At 60.1% G+C, this 22,452-nt stretch carries 25 protein-coding genes; 13 read left to right on the forward strand and 12 right to left on the reverse strand.

Translation table 11 applies throughout. From position 1 onward, the window contains the following. The first annotated feature begins 14 nt into the window (after positions 1-14). From ACYVI2_RS24035 to ACYVI2_RS24060, 6 genes are all read left to right on the forward strand, one after another. Entirely contained in the window at positions 15-1,202 is a 1,188-nt protein-coding gene (locus ACYVI2_RS24035) for a hypothetical protein (RefSeq protein ID WP_415816976.1), read from the forward strand. A gap of 74 nt (positions 1,203-1,276) precedes the next feature. Next, positions 1,277-2,845 (forward strand): serine hydrolase, encoded by a 1,569-nt coding sequence (locus tag ACYVI2_RS24040; RefSeq protein WP_460490364.1) that lies wholly within the window; start codon positions 1,277-1,279, stop codon positions 2,843-2,845. 114 nt (positions 2,846-2,959) lie between these two features. Beyond that, on the forward strand, positions 2,960-3,619 hold the full coding sequence (locus ACYVI2_RS24045; RefSeq protein WP_415816978.1) for a nucleotidyltransferase family protein: 660 nt from the start codon (positions 2,960-2,962) through the stop codon (positions 3,617-3,619). A gap of 51 nt (positions 3,620-3,670) precedes the next feature. Further along, positions 3,671-4,687: an XdhC family protein gene (locus tag ACYVI2_RS24050; protein WP_415816980.1), complete on the forward strand. Its 1,017-nt coding sequence runs from the start codon at positions 3,671-3,673 to the stop codon at positions 4,685-4,687. Between the two features lie 87 nt (positions 4,688-4,774). Next, a complete protein-coding gene (locus ACYVI2_RS24055; protein WP_415816982.1) occupies positions 4,775-5,179 on the forward strand; it encodes a DoxX family protein in 405 nt (134 codons plus the stop codon). 26 nt (positions 5,180-5,205) lie between these two features. Beyond that, a complete protein-coding gene (locus ACYVI2_RS24060) occupies positions 5,206-5,766 on the forward strand; it encodes a peroxiredoxin (RefSeq protein ID WP_415816984.1) in 561 nt (186 codons plus the stop codon). A 2-nt stretch (positions 5,767-5,768) separates the two neighbouring features. On the opposite strand, the gene arsC is transcribed toward ACYVI2_RS24060, so the two are convergent. From arsC to ACYVI2_RS24075, 3 genes are all read right to left on the reverse strand, one after another. After that, a complete protein-coding gene (gene arsC / locus ACYVI2_RS24065) occupies positions 5,769-6,119 on the reverse strand; it encodes an arsenate reductase (glutaredoxin) (protein WP_415816986.1) in 351 nt (116 codons plus the stop codon). A gap of 134 nt (positions 6,120-6,253) precedes the next feature. Next, positions 6,254-7,702, reverse strand: a complete 1,449-nt coding sequence (locus ACYVI2_RS24070) for a CoA transferase (RefSeq protein ID WP_415816988.1) — start codon at positions 7,700-7,702, stop codon at positions 6,254-6,256. A gap of 116 nt (positions 7,703-7,818) precedes the next feature. After that, complete coding sequence (locus ACYVI2_RS24075) at positions 7,819-8,145, reverse strand: tetratricopeptide repeat protein (RefSeq protein WP_415816990.1); 327 nt, start codon at positions 8,143-8,145, stop codon at positions 7,819-7,821. Positions 8,146-8,411: 266 nt separating this feature from the next. Between ACYVI2_RS24075 and ACYVI2_RS24080 the strand changes: the two genes are divergently transcribed. Further along, entirely contained in the window at positions 8,412-8,903 is a 492-nt protein-coding gene (locus ACYVI2_RS24080) for a glutathione peroxidase (protein WP_415816992.1), read from the forward strand. A 33-nt stretch (positions 8,904-8,936) separates the two neighbouring features. Here ACYVI2_RS24080 and ACYVI2_RS24085 read toward each other — a convergent pair whose 3' ends face one another. Beyond that, positions 8,937-9,419: an Lrp/AsnC family transcriptional regulator gene (locus ACYVI2_RS24085; RefSeq protein ID WP_415816994.1), complete on the reverse strand. Its 483-nt coding sequence runs from the start codon at positions 9,417-9,419 to the stop codon at positions 8,937-8,939. Between the two features lie 130 nt (positions 9,420-9,549). Here ACYVI2_RS24085 and ACYVI2_RS24090 point away from each other — a divergent pair, with 130 nt between their 5' ends. From ACYVI2_RS24090 to ACYVI2_RS24110, 5 genes are all read left to right on the forward strand, one after another. Further along, positions 9,550-10,488, forward strand: a complete 939-nt coding sequence (locus ACYVI2_RS24090; RefSeq protein WP_415816996.1) for a DMT family transporter — start codon at positions 9,550-9,552, stop codon at positions 10,486-10,488. Between the two features lie 142 nt (positions 10,489-10,630). After that, the gene (locus ACYVI2_RS24095) at positions 10,631-11,104 is read left to right on the forward strand and encodes a GNAT family N-acetyltransferase (RefSeq protein ID WP_415816998.1); all 474 of its coding nucleotides are present in this window, start codon (positions 10,631-10,633) and stop codon (positions 11,102-11,104) included. Positions 11,105-11,123: 19 nt separating this feature from the next. Next, a complete protein-coding gene (locus tag ACYVI2_RS24100) occupies positions 11,124-11,399 on the forward strand; it encodes a biotin--protein ligase (RefSeq protein ID WP_415817000.1) in 276 nt (91 codons plus the stop codon). Further along, positions 11,396-12,175 (forward strand): lipoate--protein ligase family protein, encoded by a 780-nt coding sequence (locus ACYVI2_RS24105; RefSeq protein WP_415817002.1) that lies wholly within the window; start codon positions 11,396-11,398, stop codon positions 12,173-12,175. The genes ACYVI2_RS24100 and ACYVI2_RS24105 overlap by 4 nt, the downstream gene beginning before the upstream one ends. Positions 12,176-12,234: 59 nt before the next feature. Beyond that, complete coding sequence (locus tag ACYVI2_RS24110; RefSeq protein WP_415817145.1) at positions 12,235-13,008, forward strand: DUF3298 domain-containing protein; 774 nt, start codon at positions 12,235-12,237, stop codon at positions 13,006-13,008. Between the two features lie 238 nt (positions 13,009-13,246). Here the strand turns inward: ACYVI2_RS24110 and ACYVI2_RS24115 are convergent, their stop codons facing one another. The 6 genes from ACYVI2_RS24115 to mltG all read right to left on the reverse strand — a co-directional run bounded on the left by ACYVI2_RS24115 (position 13,247) and on the right by mltG (position 19,662). Next, positions 13,247-14,536: a Glu/Leu/Phe/Val family dehydrogenase gene (locus ACYVI2_RS24115; protein ID WP_415817004.1), complete on the reverse strand. Its 1,290-nt coding sequence runs from the start codon at positions 14,534-14,536 to the stop codon at positions 13,247-13,249. 487 nt (positions 14,537-15,023) lie between these two features. Continuing rightward, positions 15,024-15,926, reverse strand: a complete 903-nt coding sequence (locus ACYVI2_RS24120; protein WP_415817006.1) for an ankyrin repeat domain-containing protein — start codon at positions 15,924-15,926, stop codon at positions 15,024-15,026. A gap of 261 nt (positions 15,927-16,187) precedes the next feature. After that, positions 16,188-16,958 carry a TatD family hydrolase gene (locus ACYVI2_RS24125; RefSeq protein WP_415817008.1) on the reverse strand — a complete coding sequence of 257 codons (771 nt, stop codon included), beginning with the start codon at positions 16,956-16,958 and terminating at the stop codon, positions 16,188-16,190. Between the two features lie 9 nt (positions 16,959-16,967). Then, positions 16,968-18,026: a DNA polymerase III subunit delta' gene (gene holB, locus ACYVI2_RS24130; protein WP_415817010.1), complete on the reverse strand. Its 1,059-nt coding sequence runs from the start codon at positions 18,024-18,026 to the stop codon at positions 16,968-16,970. Next, positions 18,023-18,655 (reverse strand): dTMP kinase, encoded by a 633-nt coding sequence (tmk, locus tag ACYVI2_RS24135; protein WP_415817012.1) that lies wholly within the window; start codon positions 18,653-18,655, stop codon positions 18,023-18,025. Before tmk ends, holB begins: the two co-directional genes overlap by 4 nt. After that, complete coding sequence (gene mltG, locus ACYVI2_RS24140; protein ID WP_415817015.1) at positions 18,652-19,662, reverse strand: endolytic transglycosylase MltG; 1,011 nt, start codon at positions 19,660-19,662, stop codon at positions 18,652-18,654. Before mltG ends, tmk begins: the two co-directional genes overlap by 4 nt. Before the next feature lie 247 nt (positions 19,663-19,909). Here mltG and ygfZ point away from each other — a divergent pair, with 247 nt between their 5' ends. Continuing rightward, a complete protein-coding gene (gene ygfZ, locus ACYVI2_RS24145) occupies positions 19,910-20,923 on the forward strand; it encodes a CAF17-like 4Fe-4S cluster assembly/insertion protein YgfZ (protein WP_415817017.1) in 1,014 nt (337 codons plus the stop codon). Between the two features lie 24 nt (positions 20,924-20,947). Here ygfZ and ACYVI2_RS24150 read toward each other — a convergent pair whose 3' ends face one another. After that, positions 20,948-21,385, reverse strand: coding sequence for a PaaI family thioesterase (locus tag ACYVI2_RS24150; RefSeq protein ID WP_415817019.1), 438 nt, complete (start codon positions 21,383-21,385; stop codon positions 20,948-20,950). A gap of 124 nt (positions 21,386-21,509) precedes the next feature. Further along, positions 21,510-22,400 (reverse strand): 3-hydroxyisobutyrate dehydrogenase, encoded by an 891-nt coding sequence (gene mmsB, locus ACYVI2_RS24155; RefSeq protein ID WP_415817021.1) that lies wholly within the window; start codon positions 22,398-22,400, stop codon positions 21,510-21,512. Positions 22,401-22,452 lie beyond the last annotated feature (52 nt).

The raw sequence follows: 22,452 nt of genomic DNA on the forward strand, positions 1-22,452 counted from the left end.
TTAGCCTCCACCCCATGCCGGCACTCCGAAGATGGCAGTCCCTCTCTGGCGCAGTCATCTTTACGATGCTGGCGGGCCAAGCCATCGGACCGGGCGCGGCGCGGGCATCGCAGTCCGAAATCATTCTGGACCCGGCGGTCGATCCGGCAATTGCCCCGCACGAAACCTATCCGCACGTCTCGGGCCAGTTCATCGGCTACATCGAAAACGCCCATTTCTATGATGTCAAAGGCCCTGAGGGCTCGGGTCTGCCGTCGTCGTGGAACACGGTAGACCCCTTTATGCAGGGCGCCATCGTTGCACGGCTGACGCCCACGCTGGCGATATCGGGATTGGCGGAATTCCGCTCATTTGCCACCGCCCCAGAAGATCGCGCTTTTGAACAACTGGACGGACAACTGCGCAATCTGTTTGTGACCTACGACGCCGGTCACACCACGCTGTTTGCGGGGAAATTCGAGGTGGGCTATGGCGAGGCCTGGCAGACCGTCGACGGCATCTATAGCGGGTTTTCCGGGGATTACAGTTACCCCGGCTCGCTGGGTCTGGGCGCGCGATGGTCGTGGAAAAACGCGGACTCGGCGCGCCACACACTGACCTCTATTGTGTTCAAGCGCGACAACACGGTATTTGGCCATACCTGGACAAAAGACTATCCCGCCCTGCCCCAACTGGAAGACGGCGGACCGGGCAATACCCATGGGTTGCAGTCGGGTGGGATCGCCTATGACATTTCGGATATTCCTGGCCTCCCCGGCTTGCGCGGCGGTATCGCAGTGGGCCGAATGGCGCGCGGCGACGGCGAGGCGGACGAGCGCAGCGAAACCGGCATGTCAGTCACCGTCAATTACGACACGCCACTGTCCGAGACGTGGGGGCTGCGATTGTTTGCCGAAGCCGTGTATCTGCGCGGCTATATGGGACGCCAGGCAGCCGCCACCGATACTGTGCTCTCGGCCAGTCTCAGCCACGGCCAGATGCTGTACACGCTCACCGCGGCGCGGCGCGATCTGAACGCTGTCCAAGGGAGTCTGGCCGACCAGGGCTTTGTCGACAACAACGATTGGGGCTGGTCAGCCACCGCGGCCTATCAAACAGATTTTGGATTGATCGTACAAGCCGGATTTCTGCGCCAGCAGGAGCAAGGCGTGGCGTTCAATCAGGCGTTGCTGAGATTGATTTATCAAACCGGGTGGCAATAGCGAACGAGCCAGATCGATCCTCGAGCCCCGCAAAGCAGGCACTACGTTGCAAGACAACCGAATAGGGATTTGTGATGAAACAGCTATTCCCGTGCTATCGGCACTGTGTGATATCCGCCGCGATTACCGCGGTCATGGCAGTCGCCGGCGTGGGCAGCGCCCACGCCTATAACCTGGACACCAGCGAGGCCGCGGCCGCTCGGGCGTTGACCACAGAGCAAGTCGCACGAGTCCTGCCGGCGTTTGAAGCCTATGCAAGCGATCTGCTGGCGCGCAGTGGGTTGCCGGGTATGGCGGTAGGCATCATTGTGGACGGCAAACCCGTGCTGGCCCGCGGCTATGGCGTGCGCGATGCCCGCAATGGCAAACCGGTCGATGCCGATACGCTGTTTCCTCTGGCCTCGGTGTCCAAGGTGTTTGCCGGCGCGTCGGTCGCGGCGCTGGTGGGCGATGACGCTGTGCAATGGGATAGCAAGGTGTCGGATCTGGCCAGCGGCATCCGTTTTCAGGACCCTTATGTGACCAGCGAAATGACCCTGCGCGATTTGCTGTCGCAACGCACGGGCTATGCGTCGTTCTACGGTGACGATCTGGAGGTGATCTTCAGCTATCCGCGCGCCGAGGTGTTCAAGCGGTTGCGATATTTGCCACCGGTCACGCCCTTTCGTACACAGTATGCCTATTCCAATTGGAATCTCACGCTAGCTGGCGAAGTCGCCGCACAGGCCGCAGGCATGTCGTGGGAAGACCTGGTGCGCAGCCGGATCATCAAGCCTCTGGGGATGAACCGCACCGTCGTCACACACGAGGAATTCCTGGGCGTGGAAAACCGCTCGGCAGCCCACGAGATCATCAATGGCAAGGCGGTCGCGACCGAGGTCAACTCGCACAACGCCGAAGCCCCTGCGGGAGGTGTGTATTCGACGCTGAATGACATGCTGCGCTTTATCGCATTCGAGATGAATGCCGGTCAGTTGGACGGTAAACAGATTGTCTCCGAAGACGCCATGCACGAAACCCAGACGGCGCAAACCATCATCAACCCCGCATTCCCGTCGCTGCATTATGGCCTGGGGCTGGAGGTCCGCAACGATAATGGCCGCAAAGTGCTCGAGCATAACGGCGCGTTCGAGGAAGGCATCAATACGCGCGTCTCTTTTTTGCCCGCGCAGGGCCTGGGTATCGTGATATTGACCAACACACCGCCGATGGGTGTACCGGATGCGCTGGAATATAAACTGATGATGCTGCTGTTTAACGATCGCCCGGATCAGGATATCTGGCCCGATCTGCGGGATAAATGGCATGAGGCATTGGCACAATTACTGGATCGCCCAGGCCGCCTGCACGGCACGCCGCCAGCCGGTTCGGGCCAAGCCATCGATGCGAAACGCTATGTGGGCCGCTATACGCACCCCTATTATGGAGACATCGTGATTCGACAAGAAGGCAGCGGCCTGCTCATGGTCGCCGGAGCCTCCGCGCCCAGAGCCATGCAGCATTGGCAAGGCGATACGTTCCGGATTCCCATGCTGCAAGATGCCGCGATGAATTTTGTCCCAGGCGCGAATCAGATCAGCGAGGCATTGACTCTGTCGGAGATTGACGACATCCCCGATGCGCTGTTTGTGCGGCAACCCTGACAGCGGGAATGAGTCGCGGATTCCAGACTGGCGGGGCCAGGGCGGCAGCGCCGATTGACGAGGCGAGCCCCCCAGGCCTAAGCTTTGCCGATCATTGATTACACAGCGACGGGAATGGAGTCTGCGACAGCCGCGACGCATCGGTATACTGGCATCCTGCTGGCTGCGGGTGAAGGTATGCGCTATCGCGCCGCCGTGCCGGCAGCCCCTGGTCACGAGATGCACAAGCTCCTGGCCAAGCTGCCAGACGGCCGCCATGTTGTTCAGGCGAGTGCGCAAACCTTGCTGACGGTGGTGCCAGATACGATCGCAATCGTCGCCGGGCACCCGGACGCCTTATCGGCGATACTGTCCGATGCAGGCTGCCAGATTGTCGATGTGCCGGACAGTCCTCGCGGCATGGGAATCTCGCTGGCGGCAGCCGCCCGGCACCTCATCCAGCGGCCGAATGTCCAGCCGGATACAGCAAACACGGAACCCCAACCGACAGCCTGTGTCGTGGCGTTAGCCGATATGCCCTGGCTGCGGGCCGACACGCTGAAGCGATTATTGGCGCACGCCGCCCCCGATCGCATTGTCGTGCCGGTGTACCAGGGCCAACGCGGGCACCCTGTTATATTCGGTACGCAGTTCTTGCCCGAGTTGGCCGAGCTCGGCGGTGACACAGGCGCCCGGGCATTGTTGGTGCGCCACGGCGCACTCGAAATCGAGTGTGATGACGTTGGTGTTTTGCGTGATGTCGACGTCCCTGCCGACTTGTTGAACCCGGCCTGAGTAGCGCTTCTGATCAACGTTTTGATAACCCTCACACAAGACTCAGCTCCAATGAACTCGCTGGATATGGATGTGCTGCGCCAAGCGCGCGAATGGATTCGGGAAGGCCACGCCGTGCATTTGGCGACGGTGGCCCAGACATGGGGGTCTGCGCCCCGCCAGGCGGGCGCGCTGATGGCGTTGCGTGCCGATGGCCGCATGGTGGGATCAGTCTCCGGCGGCTGCGTCGAAGACGATTTGATCGCTCGCGCCCAAGCAGGCACGCTGCCGGATCGGCCCGATCGCATTACCTACGGCGTGACCAGCGATGAGGCAGCGCGTTTCGGGCTGCCCTGTGGTGGCACGCTGCGCCTGGTCGTGGAGCCGCTGCCAACGCCCGAGTGGCTCGACGTCGTGCTGACGGAGATCACCGAACAACGGCTGGTTGCGCGTACGCTCGATCTGCAGACTGGCGCCTGCACGCTGGCGCCGGCCAATCCCGCTGACGGCCCGGATTTTGATGGCCGGATTCTGCGTGCGGTCTACGGGCCGCAATGGCGTTTATTGATTATCGGCGCCAATCAGACTGCGCGAGCGCTGTGCCACATCGCCACGATGCTGGACTTTCACGTTCTGGTCTGTGACCCGCGCGAGGAAATCTATGGCGGATGGGATGTGCCGCAAGCTACGCTGCTGACCACGATGCCTGACGATGCCGTGCTGGAAATCGGCGTCGATGCACGCACCGCCATTGTGGCGCTGACGCATGACCCGAAACTGGACGATATGGCCTTGCTGGAGGCGCTGAAATCGCCCGCCTTTTATGTCGGTGCATTGGGGTCTCGGCCAAACCAGGCAAAACGGCGCGAGCGTCTGAGCCAGTTTGACTTGACTGACGAGCACATTGCCCGTCTGCGTGGCCCGGTGGGCCTGCCTATCGGCAGCCGTACCCCAGCGGAAATCGCCGTGGCCGTCGCGGCCGAATTAGTTCAGGTCCGGAACTCCCTCAGTGCGGCGCAAGCGCCCTCTGCCGGCGCGGCACATCCTGTATCGGGTTCAACCTTGTCATTCACCAAAGATTTGCAATAATGAGCGCACCAGCCGTGTTCAATGAATAGGTTTTGCGGGCCATTTATTTATTAACGGGTGTACACCTACAAATCAAAGAGAATCCAAATGATCAAATCTGATGACACCGGCAAGCTCGTTTTACGCCTCAGCCTAGGCATTCTGGTGCTGTTGCACGGCATCATGAAACTCTCCAGCGGAGTGGGAGGCATCTCCGGCATGCTGAGCTCGCATGGGCTGCCGGGCTTCTTCGCCTACGCCGCCTATCTGGGCGAAGTCGTCGGTCCCTTGTTGGTCATCCTCGGGTTCTATAGCCGTCTGGGCGCACTGTTGGTCGTCGTGAACATGATCGTGGCCATCATGCTGGCGCATACTGGGCAGCTCAGCAGCCTCAACGCCCAAGGCGGATGGGCGCTGGAGCTGCAAGGCATGTTCCTGTTTGGCGCATTGGCGATCGCCTTCATGGGTGCGGGGCGCTTCAGCCTGGGGGGCTCCGGCGGCCGCTGGAACTGAACTGAGGCCTGAGACTTGAGCGACTTATGCTGAAACGTACTTTGACTTTGCTGGCCGTGGCCACGGCCCTGGCCAACCCATTACTGGCCCGTGCCGAATTACCGGTCGGCGCAGCAGCGCCCGATTTCTCGGCGCCGGCGTCCTTGGGCGGCGAAGTCTTCACGTTCAAACTCGCCGAGGCGCTCAAGCAAGGCCCTGTCGTGCTGTACTTTTATCCCGCAGCCTTCACGCAAGGCTGCACGATCGAGGCACGCAATTTCGCGGAAGCCACCGACGACTACAAGGCCCTGGGCGCCAGCGTGATTGGCGTCTCGGCCGACGATATCGATACGCTAAAGAAATTCTCGGTCAGCGAATGCCGCGGCAAATTCGCGGTCGCTGCCGACGAAGATCAGGCCATCATGAAGGCCTATGACGCCGTCCATGACCGCCGCCCTGACTATGCCAAACGGGTGTCGTACGTCATCCTGCCGGACCATAAAGTCGGCTATGCCTATACCGACATGAGCCCCGACCGGCATGTCGCCAACACCCTGCAGGCGCTGCGGGACTGGCGCGCCAGCCATCCGCAGACCTCGAAAAAATAGCCTTACGGCAAAATTTCCTTGACCAATTCGGCGGGGCGGCAGAGACGCGCGCCTTGCTCGGTCACGACGAATGGGCGATTGATCAGGATGGGATTTTCAATCATCGCATCCAACAACTCGTCGTCGGTGACATCGGCTGCGCCCAGGCCCAGTTCTTCGTACAGGGATTCCTTGGCGCGCACGGCCTCACGCACACTCAAACCCGATTGTTGAATCAGCCCGGCCAACGTCGGACGGGACGGCGGTGATTTGAGATATTCAATAATCGTGGGTTCGATACCGGCGTCACGGATCATCTGCAAGACGTTGCGCGACGTGCCACAGCGCGGATTGTGATAAATGGTCGTAGACATGCGAGTTCCTATGCAAAAACGAGAGTCTACTCTCAAGATAGCGTCAGGCTGCTCCAGATTTCTTGCATCTATGTGGACGGGATGATATCCGGTCCACACAGCAACTCAAACACAGCGAAAGCGATAACGCTGCGTCAATTAAACGGCCAGACCGTCGGGTTCGTCCCCGGAGGAACGGAGGGTCTCGTCCAACGAGCAGGGGTCAATGAAAATTGCGCGGCGTGACGCACCGCAGTCAGTTGGCCGAAACCCGAAGGCGTCGTCTCCAGATAGCTCTCTATCGGCGGCATCGGACACTGCAATCCATCTGCGACCCGCCCCAACGAACGCAGCCAGCGCGCCGTCTGTGCCAATGACACGCACACATGCCAGCTGCCGCCTTCTGTCGCCTGGCGGGCCAGGGCGACTTGCGCCCCAAATGCCATCAAATAACCCGAAGCATGGTCGAGAATCTGCATAGGCAATGGTTTGGGACGATCGATCCCAGCCGCCTGTGCCTCGGCATGATTAAAGCCCGTCGCGGTCTGCACCAGCGAATCGAATCCGCGGCGCTGTGCCCAGGGGCCGCTATCACCATAGGCCGACAGCGAGACATACACAATGCCCGGCCGTATGCGGGCCACGTCCTGCGGGCCGAACCCCACCGACTGCAGCGCCCCCGGGCGATATCCCTGTACGAATATGTGCGCGCTGCGCAGCAGATTGGCCAAGGCGATACGGCCGTCGGCTGTTTCCAGATCTGCATGCACAGACAGTTTGCCGCGGCTGGTTTCAGCGATGGTCTCGATATTGGGCAGATGAGGCGAATTGACCAGCATGACATCGGCCCCATACGCCGCCAGGGCTCGCCCGCACACCGGGCCGGCAATGATGCGCGTCAAGTCCAGGACGCGTATGTCCTTCAGCGGACGCGCCTCCTGAGAATACTTAGGCAAGGGACGGGGATCGGCTTCACCCATACGGGTCACAGTCAGTACCGGCTGGCCAGCGACCGCCAAGCCCTGAGGGTGACGGTCCCATTCGTCAAACGTGCGCATGGCGGTCACTACCAGCCCTGCCTCGGCCGCCTGCTGCTCGACATCCAACGCGCTGCGTGTAGAGAGCGCCCGCTCCACCATTTCCCGGGTGGTCTCAGGTCCGGTCGGACATCCCAGCAATGCCAAGGCGCCGTCCCGATGATGAGCGAAATTGGCGTGAATACGCACCCACCCGCCATCGCCACAACGGTACACGCCGGTGATTTTGTCGTGGACATCCGTCTCGATCCCGTCGAGCGTGAAATAGCTGCGGCATTCCTGTGCTGCGTGCAGCATGTTGATCGAGACGCGCTGCCGCGTGCCTCCTCGCAGATGCCAGATTTCGGCAGCCGCCAGCGCCGCGGCAGCCATACTGGCCTGCGCCGCAGTGCCCACGGCAAATGATGAGGGGAACACTGGTTCCGCTCCCGTCAGCTCGACGACGTCCATCGCCTCGTCAGGCATATTCAAACCACGCCATAGCGATTGCAATGCATCGCGCGCCGTCTTGCTGTGGCGATCCGGCCCATTGGCATAAGGGGATCGTAAATCTATTGGTTTGCCCATCTCAGCGTTGACCTCTATCACTCTCGTCCATGTCTTCGATTACAGAACCGAGCCACTACAGGCGTCAATAGCCATGCCGGTTTTGCCGGGGTTCGGGACACATCTCCTTGTGGCTTTTACATTTGGCTGGCGCGATCCAGACGTTTGATAAATACCTGTAATTCCTTGATGATCTGTTGATCGCCGCGCGATTGGGCGGCTGCAATGCCGCTTTCCCATGCCTGTCTTGCGCCAGCGAGATCGCCCTGCCCCTGCAATGCCTTGCCCAGCCATTTCCACGCGACTGAATATTGTGGATCCAGCTCTAACGCGGCTCGCAGATGGGGCGCCGCGACATCGAACTGGTCCTGTTCGGTATAGGCCTTGCCCAATGACAAACGCAACATGGCGTTGTTCTGGCCTTTAGCCAGCATGGCTTCGAGTCGTTTCACTAAATCGTCCATGTGGGCTCCTATACGATATCTGTGTGAGTGCCATACCCTCCATCATAGGCGGGCCGGCACGAAAATCATGGTGAAACCGCAGGCGCGGCAAGGACAAATGAGCGGTGTCCGGGTGTTTTGGTATGCAACGCTGCATATCAATCTGGATTTGCTGTCCGTATGGCTCCTGCCAACGCCGCGCTACACTGAGTTGAGAGACCGCATCACGAGGCCCATATCACGCGGTATGAACGGTCTCGTTGGAAACCGAACGACGAGAGGTCGCCATGAGCACAATCTACGATTTTTCCGCCACAGACATCCAGGGCAATGAACAAGCGCTCGAGGCATTCCGCGGCCAGGTGCTGTTAGTAGTGAATGTCGCCTCGAAATGCGGATTCACGCCGCAATATGCGGGGCTGGAGACGCTGTACCGTGATTACCATGCAGCGGGACTGACCGTGCTGGGCTTTCCCTGCGATCAGTTTGGCCACCAGGAACCCGGCGACGAGGCTGCCATCCAGAATTTTTGCTCGACCGAATACGGCGTGACCTTTCCGATGTTCGCCAAGATCGAGGTCAATGGGCCGAATGCTCACCCGATCTATCGCTGGCTCAAAGGCGAAAAGCCCGGTGTGCTCGGCACCGAGGGCATCAAATGGAATTTCACCAAGTTTCTGGTGGGTCGCGACGGCCAGGTGATCAAGCGCTATGCGCCCACGGACAAGCCTGCCTCGCTGAAGGAAGACGTTTTGCAAGCCTGCAGTGCTGAAGCTTGATTGAGCAAAATCGCGCCCTTTTGGCGAGGCGCGCTATCCAGGCCGTACTGATTGCAGCGGCGGCAGCCTGCGGCGTACCGTGCTGCTTTTCACTATCGCGGTATTCGTTTCGGCAAACTCGGTGATCCTGTCCAGGACGCCATCGAGTTGGGAGATGGATTTCAATACCAGGCGCGCGATGAAACAATCGTCACCAGTGACCTTGTCGCATTCGATCACCTCGCCGATCTCGGCGATGAGCTTTTCGACTCGCCGCAGTTGACCCGGCAAGGGGCGGATACGCGCGATCGCGGTCAAGCTATAGCCCAATGCGGCAGGGTCTACATCCAGCGTATACCCCCGCACGACGCCCGATTCCTCCAGGCGCCGCAAGCGGTCGGCGACGCTGGGCGAGGACATGCCGACTTGGCGCGCCAGATCCGCCGTCGTGGTGCGCGCATTCGCCGTCAACAGTTGCACCAGACGGCGGTCGATGCCGTCCAGAACATCATTTTCGATTTTTAGGTCGTTGTTCATAAATACCCCAAAAAAGAAGGCAGCCATCTAAATCTGGTGATTTTTATGCATATTATCCGCTTTATCTCCCTGGGATAATTTTTCTCATCAATGGTGCAGTGCTGGCACCTCAGGAACAGGGAGCGATCAAATGAAAACCGGCAATCAAAATGCAGGCGTGGCCCAGATGGCCATGGCCATGACGATCTCGGGCACGGTAGGGATTTTTGTCCTGGAATCCGGCCAGAGTGCCTGGAACGTGGTGTTCTTTCGCTGTGTGTTTGGCGCGTTGGGGCTGCTGGCCTACTGTCTGGCGCGCGGTCTGCTGCGGCCTGGCATTTTTACGCGCACGACGCTGGCCTGGGCCATGGTGGCGGGCGTCGCCATTGTGTTGAACTGGGTGTTGTTGTTCTCGGCCTATCACTGGGCGTCGATTTCGCTGTCGACGGCGGTCTACAACTTTCAGCCGTTTTACTTGATTGCGCTGGGAGCGGTGTTTCTGCGTGAACGCCCGACGCTCGCCAAGCTAGGCTGGTCGGTATTGGCGTTTGGCGGTTTGATACTGGTATTGCGTATCGAGCCGGCAGAGTTGGCCCAGGCCGGCGGCTATGTCCACGGTTTGTCCTTGGCATTGGGAGCGGGTGCGCTGTATGCGGTCACCTCCATCATCGTCAAGCGGCTCAAGCATATTGCCCCGCACGTGCTGGCCTTGGTGCAGGTCAGCCTGGGTGCCCTGCTGTTGCTGCCAATGGTGGATCTGCATGCCCTGCCTGCGGCCCCAGTGCAATGGGGCTACCTGGTCGCGATCGGTCTGGTGCATACCAGCCTGACCTATATCCTGTTGTATTCGGCCATTCAGAAACTGCCCACGACATCGACCGCAGCCCTGGCTTTTATTTACCCTGCCGTGGCGATTTTGCTGGACTATGTCGTCTATGGTCAGCAACTGGCCTGGTCGCAAATCGCCGGGATCAGCCTGATTTTCCTGGCTGCGGCGGCGGTCAGTCTGAATTGGGGATTTCGGCTCGTGGGTCCTCAAGACATGTTTGCACGATGGGCCGGAAAGCGGAAAACGCAGTCAGAAGCCTGAGCCTCAGCTCCAATTGTCCGCCAGGAGCACTATGTCAGCCCCTGGCGGCAAGCGGGTTTGGGATAACCCGATTTGATGGCTATCATCACATCCGAGCAGCAGCCGATCCAGAAAAAACCCGCATCGACCATAGGAACCGTTCATGTCTCAGCCCGCCCCATTACAGTTTCGTCGCGCCGGCCGGGCCGACCTCGATGCCATCATCGCGCTACTCGCCGACGATGTGCTGGGCAGCCAGCGCGAGGATGCCTCCATCCCCGCTGCACAGTGTTATGCCCGAGCCTTTGAGGCCATTGAGCGAGATCCAAATCAGTATTTAGCCGTGGCAGAACGCGACGGCGCAGTGGTGGGGTGCCTGCAATTGAGCTTTATCCCCGGCCTGTCGCGCCGCGGCCTGTGGCGCGGCCAGATCGAGAGCGTGCGAGTGGCGTCAAACGAGCGTGGCGCCGGTACGGGACGGACCTTGTTCGAATGGGCCATCGAGCAATGCCGTGCACACGGCTGCGGTATGGTTCAATTGACCACCGACAAGGCGCGCGCCGACGCGCGTCGATTTTATGAGTCGTTAGGCTTCGTGGCGACGCACGAAGGCATGAAACTGGAACTCGCCATCTAATTCGGAGTCCGATATCGCCATGCATGGTGAATACAAAGTACCCGGCGGCAAACTTGTCGTCGTCGATCTGGAAATCAAAAATGGTGCGCTCAGCGACGTGCGCCTGAGCGGCGATTTTTTCCTGGAGCCCCCCGAGGCGCTGGATGTCATCAATGCCGCCCTGACGGGCCTGCCCGCGGACGCGGATGACGCGCGTATCGCAGCAGCCGTCGAGCAGTCCCTGCCCTCCGAGGCCGAGCTGTTCGGATTTTCTCCCGAAGCCGTCGCAGTCACGGTACGGAGGGCGCTAGCGTGAGCGAACGTACACAGTGGAGCGACTACCAGTGGGAATTGCTGCACGACGGGCCTCAGGCGCCTGAATTGCACATGGCGCTGGATGCAGTCATCACCGACGAGGTCGGTGCCGGCCTGCGCCCCCCGACATTACGGATCTGGGAATGGTCCCAGCCCGCCGTCATCATCGGGCGTTTTCAGTCACTGAAAAACGAAGTCGACCCAGAAGGCGCGCAGCGCCATGGCGTCAAAGTCGTGCGACGCGTCAGTGGCGGCGGCGCGATGTTTGTCGAACCGGGCAATACCATTACCTACTCGCTCAGCGTCCCGCAGGCACTCGTGCAAGGCATGAGTTTTCAGCAATCGTATGAGTTTCTCGACGCCTGGGTGATCCAGGCGCTGCACGATCTGGGCATCAAGGCCTGGTATCAACCGCTGAATGACATTGCCTCGGAAAGCGGCAAAATCGGTGGTGCGGCGCAGGCGCGGCGCGCGGGAGCGGTCTTGCACCACGTGACAATGTCATACGATATCGATGCGGAAAAGATGGTGCAGGTACTGCGCATCGGTCGCGAAAAACTCTCTGACAAAGGCACCACGAGCGCGAAAAAACGCGTCGATCCACTGCGCAGTCAGACGGGCCTGGAGCGTGACGTTATCATCGAACGCATGCTGCAAACCTTTCGGGGACTGGCATCACTGACGCCGATATCCCTGTCACAGACCACGCTGGAAAAAGCGCAGGTCCAAGCGCGCGATAAATTTTCAAGTCAGGAATGGACTGGCCAAGTCCCTTGAATGCTATGAGATTGAACCTATCTGCTTTTCCTCGCACCCGTCGTTTTGCGCCTGCTGGCATGTTGTCCATGCTGGTATTGCTGGCGGGCTGCGCGAGCTCGACTCCCTCGAACATCACCCTGCCCTCCAACGTCCCTCAACCTGCCAAGACCGAAGACAAAGTCGCCGGACTGGAGGTCGAGAAAATCCAGTGGCAAGGCACCAAGCCCGGCTGCAAAGGACAATGCCCCACCATCGATATCGACAGTGTAGGATTCCCTGGCATCCCGAAACTGACGGCATTGGTGGACCATGTCCTGGCCTATATGACGGGCGTCGATCCCGGCCGTCCGCGTCCGTATCAAACGCTGTCGGAATACACGCAGTATTTCTGGCAAACCGCACAGTCCCGTGACAGCACCATTTTCAAAGCCAGCGTCAAGGACGTCAGTCCTCGGATCATCGCCATTGAGTTGCACACCGGCCAGTACCTGACCGGCGCAGCGCATGGCATTCCCGCGACCCAGTATTTGAATTGGCAACGCGATCGTGAGCGCGTCCTGGCGCTCGACGAAGCCCTGCTGCCGAATCAGCACCCTGCCTTTGTCGAGGCTTTGCGGCGTGCCCACCAGGCGTGGCTCACGCGTAATGAGGATGCGCAACGCGACCGTGCCGCCTATGACCGCATGTGGCCGTTCCAGGAAAGCGATAATTTTGCGTTGACGCGCGAGGGCGTGGTTGTGAAATATGACGCGTATTCGATCGCGCCGTACTCACATGGTGAACCGGAGTTGCTGATTCCCTATACGGAACTGCATGGCGTCCTGCGGCCCGAGTTCGTGCCCGCTGCTTGAATTCGGAGCGGCCCGGCGATAGGAAAACGCCCCCACGCTGCGCCTGCGGCTTGCTGCCCCCCAGGGGGGCGTTTTTATCTTGGGACGGCCCGGCGATAAAAAAGGCCCCCACACTGCGCCTGCGGCTTGCTGCCCACGGCGATAAAAAACGCCCCGCATGATTGGCAATACAGCCAAATCGTGCGGGGCGTTGTTCCGTCCTTCAGGCCTAGCTAGGCCCGAGAGATCGTCAGCCGCATCACGGATACAGGCCGCGCACTTGGCGAGCTTGCAGAATGCGCGTGCAAGCTACGATAAACGCGGCTGTGCGTAGCGTGACGTTGTGCTCCTTGGCCATTTGAGACACGGCGGCATAGGCCTCGCGCATCAGGCGTTCGAGACGATTGTTGATTTCCTCCTCGCTCCAGAAGAAGCTCGAGAAATCCTGCACCCACTCAAAATAGCTGACAGTCACGCCGCCGGCGTTGGCCAGAACGTCGGGAACCACGTAAACGCCGTTCTCGCGCAGGATGTCATCGGCGATCGGTGTCGTCGGACCGTTTGCGCCTTCGACCACGATCTTGGCCCGTACCTTGCCGGCATTGGCCTCGTTGATCTGCCCTTCGAGAGCGGCGGGGATCAGGAACTCCGTTTCCAATTCCCAGAACTGCGCGTTGTCGAGCACCTCGCCAGCGCTGAAACCACCGACACCGCCTTTTTGCGACACGTGAGACAAGAGCTTGTGCACGTCCAGGCCGGCTGGGTTGTACACCGTGCCGGTGTGGTCCTGAACCGCGATCACTTTGGCGCCGGTCTCATGGAACAAGCGTGCTGCCGTGCCACCCACGTTACCGAAGCCCTGCACGATCACACGAGCGGTGCTCACATCGACATTGCGATCGCGTGCAGCCTCGCACGCCGTCACGAACACGCCGCGTCCCGTTGCCTCGACCCGGCCCAGGCTGCCGCCCAGCGCGATCGGTTTGCCGGTCACCACACCTGTTGCCGTCGCCCCCTCGTTCATGGAATACGTGTCCATCATCCACGCCATGGTCTGCGCGTTGGTGTTCACATCCGGTGCGGGGATATCCTTGGACGGCCCGATGATGACGCCGATCTCCGAGGTATAGCGGCGCGTCATGCGCTCGAGCTCGGATTGAGACAGCACACGCGGATCCACGCGGATCCCGCCTTTTGCGCCACCGTACGGCAAATTGACCGCCGCGTTCTTCACCGACATCCACGCGGCCAGCGCCATGACTTCGGACAGCGTCACGTCTTGGTGAAAACGTACGCCCCCCTTGCCTGGACCTCGAGACGTATTGTGCTGAACCCGGTAGCCCTCAAAATGCGCGATGCTGCCGTTATCCAGTTCGATAGGCACATCGACAATCAACGCACGTTTGGGGCGTTTCAGCGTTTCCACCCAACGCGCCAGTGGACCTAGATACGGGGTGACCCGATCGACTTGTTGCAGATAGATGCCCCAGGGACCGAGGTGCTCGGCATCCAGGTACGACGGCAAAGCATGAGTGGGTTTGTCCGACATGAGAGGATCTCCAGGCTAGGATCGGCATTATTGTAGCCACAGATTTCGTAGCGTCCCTATTTAATTTAAACAAAATAAATTAGGGACATATATAAATGCAGGTTTCATGCAAGTGGAACTTCGTGTCTTTCGGCGGCCTAGCAACTGTCAGATTGCCCTGCCGACGACCTTTAGGGCCTAATCGCCCATGCGGCCTGTCGTGCGCTTAACCCTCCTCATCAGCCGTCGCAATTTGCCAATTTGTTTTACTTCATCTCGTTGCTTGCAAATACGAGCACGCGGTGCGTTTTCTACCGAACAAGCAAGCCGATACCACCAGTACCGGCAGCGCAGCCAGCTGCCTGCTCGGTATTACCGACAACACAAGGGCAATGATTTATACGAATAGCCTGCAGCCGATGAGATGGCTGCAGGCTCACAAGGGCCTCTTACTCTGCGATTCTAGGTTTCCCGGATTTTTAAAATTACTAGGGAAATCCTGCAGAAGTCAGTCGTAATTGTTTAGTCGCACGCCCGACACGCCGCCAACAGAGGAGCCGTCTCCTTCTGATGTAGCTGGTGCGGAGCTCTCGGCAGGCTTGGACGCAGGCGCTTCAGACTGTACTGCCTGAGGGACTTGCTGCGGTTCGACGGGGGCGGCTGCCGGGGTTTCCGTGACGGGCATTGCCGTCGTACCGCCCTGCTTCGCACGTTGCGCCGCGCGTTGTTGCTCGGCCTTTGCGATGATCTTGGCCAGCTCTGCGCCCAGCTCGTTACGCTTGGCGGCGTAGGCCCAATCGGACGCGTTTTGCCCTTTGAGATTGCGGGTGGTGATATCGGCGCCTGCATCCAGCAGCAGTTGCACCATGTACATACGCCCCGAAAAGCCGGCCATCATGATCGGCGTCGTCCCCTCGGGGGACGGTGCATTCACCATGGCTTTGTTGGCAAGCAGCAGCTTCGCTGTGTCCATCTGAGCCTTGGACGCGGCATAGTGCAATGGGGTCCAGCCCAGGCGGTTGACCTGTGCACCCCGGGCAATGAGCTTGCGGGCTCGTTCAGTTTCCCCTGCCACGGCCAGGTACATCAGTGCAGTCTCGTTGGCGGGATTGACGGCGTTGACATCGGTGCGGGGATCGGCAGCGAGCACGTCAAAGACTTTCCATGCGCCGTCGACCACTGCACGCATCAAGGCGGGCTGGCCGTTTGTGTACCGCACGTTGGGGTCTGCGCCCTTGGCGAGCAGCGCTTTGAGATCCGAGGCTTTGTCGTTATGGACATACACCCACCAGTTTGCCGGTGCGCTATCGGCGTGAGCGGCAGGCGCTATACCTGCTGTCGCCGCCGTCGCTACGGCCAATGCCGCCAGGAGGCCACGGGCTTTTACGGGAAAGGATGCATAACGTTTCATGGCACTCTCGTCACAAGCCCGCTTCTCGTGACAGCTGCCTTTAACGCACGAGGCCAAGCGCTATCGAAACCGGGACTTCGTATTGTAGAAATCACTTTAAGAAAGCTAGAAATTACTTTAAAAAAGTGTTGGGTCGCCCAGATTTATATACAACATCAAAAAAATCACACAACCAATTGATTTTAATCAGTTAAATATAAATTCAATCTAGATATCCAATAAATTACTTTAAATAAGTCAATTTAAATAAATTTCTTTAAATTAACGATCTACCTTATTGAATAATTTGAAAAAGTTCTCAGTAGATGCATGTGCCACCTCGGCCACAGGAATGCCTTTCAGGTCGGCGATCTTTTCAGCCACATGGATGACTTTGGACGGATCGTTGCGCTTGCCGCGATAAGGCACTGGGGCTAAATAAGGCGAATCGGTCTCGATCAATAGGCGATCCAGAGGAACTTTGGTCGCAACCTCATGCACGATGCCGGCGTTTTTAAAGGTGACGATGCCTGAAATGGAAATATAAAAATTCAGGTCGATGGCAGCCTGGGCCATTTCCCAAGACTCGGTAAAGCAGTGCATCACTCCTCCGACCTCGGCCGCGTTCTCCTCGCGCAGAATACGCAGCGTATCCTCAACGGATTGCCGCGTATGGATAATCAGCGGCAGGTTCGACTGCCGCGCCACGCGGATATGACGGCGGAATCGCTCGCGCTGCCAGTCCAGCGGCTCGCTCAGCCGGTAATAATCCAACCCGGTTTCGCCGATGGCCACGACCTTGGGGTGCCGCGACAATTCCAGCAGCTCTGCCTCGGTCGGATCCGAGGTCGCCTCGTAGTCCGGATGCACGCCAACCGACGCCCACAAATGGCGATGCGGCTCGACTAATTCGATCAAACCCGGCCAGTCGGGCATATCGACGCTGACGACCAGGGCGTGAGTGACCTGGTTCGTCGCCATGCGTTGCAGGATATCGGGCAAGTCTTGCGCGAGATCGGGGAAATTCAGGTGGCAATGAGAATCTACGTACATACGGAATCGTTAAGCTTGGCAGGATGCCGCCACGCGCTGCAGGGTGGCATGTGCAAACAATTTGGGGCTGAGCGGATGGGTCGCCAGGCGGCGCTGCTGGGTGAGCCAGCGTGCACCCTCTGCCAGTCGTACGGCATCAGCACGCAAGGCAGCCTGCCCGACCAGCCGAGCCAGCGAGGGAAAATATCGCACCGGCGCCCCGACACCTGCCAACATCAGGTCGGCATACAGGCGCTGCAAGGTATCAATCCAATCAGCAGGCGAGTTCTTTTCCAGGCTTTCGGCCAAGGTCCCGATATCGGGCGTTTGGCCTTTGGCCAGCGGCTCGATCAATTTCGATAACCAGTCCGGACAAGCCTGTTCGCCGCTCTGGGATAAACGCAACGCCGCCAAGGGCGCACCTCCCGCTGCCGCGAGCCAATCCTTGGCCGAGGATACCCCCTGCTCTGTCAGCCATTGTAGAGCGGCATCATTGCCCGGCGCCGGCAACGGCAGGCGGCGGCAGCGCGATACCAGTGTCGGCAGCAGCCTGTCGGGTGCGTCAGCGACCAGCAGGAATACGGTATGAGGCGGAGGTTCCTCCAAGACCTTGAGCAAGGCGTTGGCGGAAATCACGTTCAGGGCCTGAGCGGGATACAGCAAGGCAACACGCCAGCCGCCTCGATGGGTCGCCGTGTTGAACCAAGGCTCCAGTGCACGAATCTGATCGATGCGGATCTCTTTGGAGGGCGCCCGTTTGGCCGTGCCGGTTTCGCCCGCAGAGCCGGCCGTCTCGTCGGTGCTCTCTGCCGTGGCCGCACCCTCTTGCAGCGCTACCGCTTCGGGCCGAATGCGCCGCAGATCAGGGTGGTTGCCACTGGCAATCCAAGTACAGGCCGGACAATGGCCGCAAGCCAGATTGTCAACGGGTGATTCGCATAACAAGCTGGCCGCTGCCGCCGCGGCAAACTCGACTTTGCCGATGCCTGCCACGCCATGGACCAGCCATGCGTGCGCAAAACGATCCCGCCCAGCCAACCAGCTCTGCGCGATCTCGCGTTGCCACGGCAAAAACTGGGCGACGCTCATAGGGCTCGCGAGGCCTGTACCAGGGCCTTCAGTTCGGATTCCAATTGGGCGCGCACCTGGGCCATCGGCTGACTGGAGTCCACGATACGAAAGCGTTCGGGCTGCGCCTCGGCACGGGCATGATAGGCTGACCGCGTGCGCTCGAAAAACGCCGCCTCTTCCCGCTCGAAGCGGTCTGGCTCACGGGCGTCGGCCAGGCGTGCGCGGGCCAACTCCAGCGGCACATCGAACAACCAGGTCCGGTCGGGCTGCAATGAGGGCTGCATCCATTGCTCGAGCACCGCGACCCGTTGTGCGCCCAGTTGGCGCCCGCCGCCTTGATAAGCGTAGGTCGCGTCGGTATAGCGATCACAAACCACCCAATCGCCACGAGCCAACGCCGGCTCGATCACCTGTGCTACGTGTTCGCAACGCGCAGCAAACATGAGCAGGGTTTCCGTATCGAGCGTCATGGATTCGGATAGCACCAGACCGCGCAGGATCTCGCCCAGCGGCGTGCCGCCCGGCTCTCGAGTCGCCACCACGCTGAGCCCCGACGCGCGCAGCGTATCTGCGATCCAGGCGGCATGGGTGCTTTTGCCTGCCCCATCCACGCCCTCGAGGGTGATAAAACGTCCACGTGCTGTCATTGCGTCCTGCCCAGGATGTAGCGCGCCACGTTGCGGTTGTGTTCGGACAGGTTAGCCGAAAACTCGCTGGTGCCGTTGCCGCGCGAAACAAAGTACAAATATTTATGGCGCTCCGGCTGTACCGCAGCCAACAGCGCGGCACGCCCGGAGGCGGCGATCGGTGTCGGCGGCAGGCCGGCGCGAGTATAGGTATTCCAGGGCGTATCGGCCTGCAGGTCTGCACGCCGGATACGGCCTTGGTAGCGTTCCCCCATGCCGTAGATGACCGTCGGATCAGTTTGCAACATCATGCCCAGACGCAAGCGATTCACGAATACGCCCGACACCCTATTACGGTCAGGGCCGTGGCCGGTTTCTTTCTCGACGATCGAGGCCAGGATCAGCGCCTCGTACGGTGTCTTTAGCGGCAGATCGGCCTGGCGTTGCGCCCAGATCGAGGTCAGCACCTGCTGCCCCTGTTGATAGGCCCGACGCAGCAGGTCGAAATCCGTCGTTCCAGGGGTAAAAACATAGGTGTCCGGGAAAAACATCCCCTCTGGCGCCGTGATCGAGGCGCCCAGTTTCTCCATCAGGGCCTCGTCGCTGATATCCCCGAGCGTCTGCTTCACGTCGGGATTGGTGCGCAGCGCCTCGCGCATTTGCTGATAGGTCCACCCCTCCAGCAAAGTGACCTGCCGTTGCACCATTTCGCCGCGGGCGAGACGATCCAGCAGCGTCCATGGCGAATCGCCTCGGCGTGCTTCGTAGCCGCCCGCCTTGATCAGTTTGTCACGTTCGGACAGCCGCGCCATCCAGGCAAAGCCGTCTTCCCAGATAGGAATGCCGGCCTCGTTCATGGCGCGCGCCATCGCGCGCGGGGTGCTGCCCGGCGTAACGATGAATTCGACCTTGTCGGCCGGCAAGGCAATCGCACGGTTCATCCAATACCACGCGCCACCGGCGGCTGCGCCTGCCAATACGAGTACGGTCAGACAGAGCAGCAGAAAATAAAGGAAAAGCTTTTTCATAGATGTACGGAGTTTAATGGATCGCGGGCATTTGATCTGGCGCTGGCTGTGTCTCGTTGTGTCCGCAAAAGTACTCAGTCTCACGGGTGGGCTTCGTCTGCGGCCTTTCCCATAGGCAATGAGCGTGCCCGGAGAGCCCGTTTCCCCTTGAGCAGACCAGGGTTTAAGCATCGCCGTACGCTCCGTCCGGGTATCATCACAGCATCGGACGCCGTCGCGGCGCCCCACTCTATCGCCTGGCTACAACATGTCTGCTTTTTTTGATTCGCTGTCACCGAATACCACAGGCACGGCCTATGCTGCCCCGCTGCCCGACTACACAGTCATCTCTGCCTCGGGCGCGGATGCCTTGTCCTTTTTACATGGGCAATTGACGCAGGACGTGACAGGTCTGGCACCTGACGTCGCCCGCCTGGGCGGGTATTGCACGGCCAAGGGCCGATTGCTGGCCACGCTGGTGCTATGGCGAGCGCAGGCGGTCGGCGAGGCATCGGAAAACTCGGATAGCCCCCAACTGTATGCCTTGGTCCGCCGAGACCTGACCGAGGCGCTGGTCAAACGCCTGTCGATGTTCGTCCTGCGCGCCAAAGCCAAGCTGGCGCCGGTGCCGCTGCACGTGAGCGGCGTCTGGGCCGAGCCTGCCGATATGGCGAAACTGGAGGCCGCTGCAGGCGGCGCCTTGCCCGCCGCACCCTGGCAACGCACCGAGTTACCTAGCGGGACCTGGATTGCCGCGCCATCGGTTAGCGGCGGCCTGCGTTGGTGGTGGATCACCAGTGAGGCGCAACAGGCGGACGCCACGGCGCTGGCTACGCAAGTACAACGCGGCAATAGCGACCAGTGGCACGCTGCAGATTTGGCTGCGGGCCTGCCTTGGATTGGCACAGCAACACAGGACTTGTTCATTCCTCAAACGCTGAATCTGGACCTGATCGGCGGCGTGAGCTTTACCAAGGGCTGTTACCCCGGACAGGAAATCGTCGCGCGCAGCCACTATCGTGGCACCGTAAAGCGCCGCACCGCGTATGGTCAGTGGGACGCCATGATCGAGCCGCCCGCCCCGGGCACCGACATCTACGATGCCAAGCAACCCGATGAGCCTTGCGGACGCATCGTAGACGCCTCGCGTAGTGGCGCACTGTTCGAGATTGCCTTGGCGTCGCTGGACGATGGCGATCTGCGCGTCGGCACGCCTGACGGCGCAAAAATCACCGTGACGCCACTGCCATACGATTTGGCCGACGGCGGATTCAAGCGATAAAGGCTTGCCCCGACCTTCGTTTCCCTATCGCGGCTGCACACGAACGGCGGTCATCAGCCCCACGACACATAGCGTGGGCTGATCGCCGCGATAGGCATGAACCTCAACCTGGCAGATGGACAAACGCCGCCCAGGCTTGAGCACGCGCCCCGTCGCCACAAAACGCTCGCCGTCGGCTGGCGACAGGAAATTCATCTTGAATTCAGAGGTCAAGACGTCTTCGCCAGGCTCGAACAACGACAGCGCTGCATAGCCACCCGCACTGTCCGCAATGGTCGTGGATATTCCCGCGTGCAGATAACCATTCTGCTGGCACAGGTCCGCGCGAAACGGTAACTCGATATGGACCAGCCCCGGCTCGAGGCGCGATAAACGCGCGCCGAACAGCGTCATGATGGTTTGCCGGGCAAAGCTGTCGCGCACGCATTGAATGGCAGCGCTTTGTGTGGGTTCAGAAGACACGGTTGCCCCGTTTACGAATGCTGGTGACACGCAAAATAATCTGGTGAACGCCGCGTACGTACAGACCTGTCAGCCAAGGGGGCTCACAGGTGCAGCACGTACGCCTACCGATCGACGATCACTCTCAGGGTGTCTTGTGCGCGTACAGATTGACGATGCTGGAAAAATCCAGCTTGCCACTGCCGTCGCCGCTGTGCAGCGAATACAGATTGCGTGCGAGCTCACCCAAGGGAATCGACGACCGCGAGGATAACGCCGCCTCGGCGGCCAGCCCCAGATCCTTTAGCATCAGGTCCACGCCAAAACCGCCGACATAGCCCTTTGATGCTGGCGTGTTTTCCATGACGCCCGGCCAAGGGTTGTACAACTCGGTTGCCCAGTTACGGCCAGAGCTCTTGGCGATGATGTCCGACAGGACTTTGGGATCCAGGCCATTGGCTACGCCCAGGGCCAAGGCCTCTGAGGTACCGGCCATCAAGATGCCCAACAGCATGTTGTTGCAGATCTTGGCCACCTGCCCCGCTCCGGCCGGGCCCGCGTGGAAAATATTCTTGCCCATGGCTTGCAGGACCGGCATGGCACGCGCCAGATCGTCGGCCTCGCCGCCGACGATGAACGTCAGCGTCCCTGCGGCCGCACCTGCCGTACCGCCAGACACCGGCGCGTCGATCATCGCCAGGCCGCGTTCCTGAGCCGCTGTGGCGACCTTGCGCGCCGAATTCGGAGCGATCGTACTGCACTCAATCACCAGTGCGCTGGGATCGATCGCACCCAACAGGTCCTGGCCCAGGTACAGGGCCTCGACATGTTTGCTGGCAGGCAGCATCGTGACCACGACTTCGGCCCCTTGCACGGCGTCAGCAGCGGAGCTCGCCGCACGCGCGCCGGCATCGGCCAAGCTATTGACCGCACCAGGCACCAGATCGAACACCGCCAACTTGTGGCCGGCCTTGATCAGATTGTTTGCCATGGGCGCACCCATATTGCCCAGACCGATAAACGCAATACTGCTCATGTGGGGGTCTCCTCGTGTTTGTTGTGTATGCGCTGTCTGAAATCAGATTACT

Source organism: Bordetella tumbae (assembly GCF_054780995.1).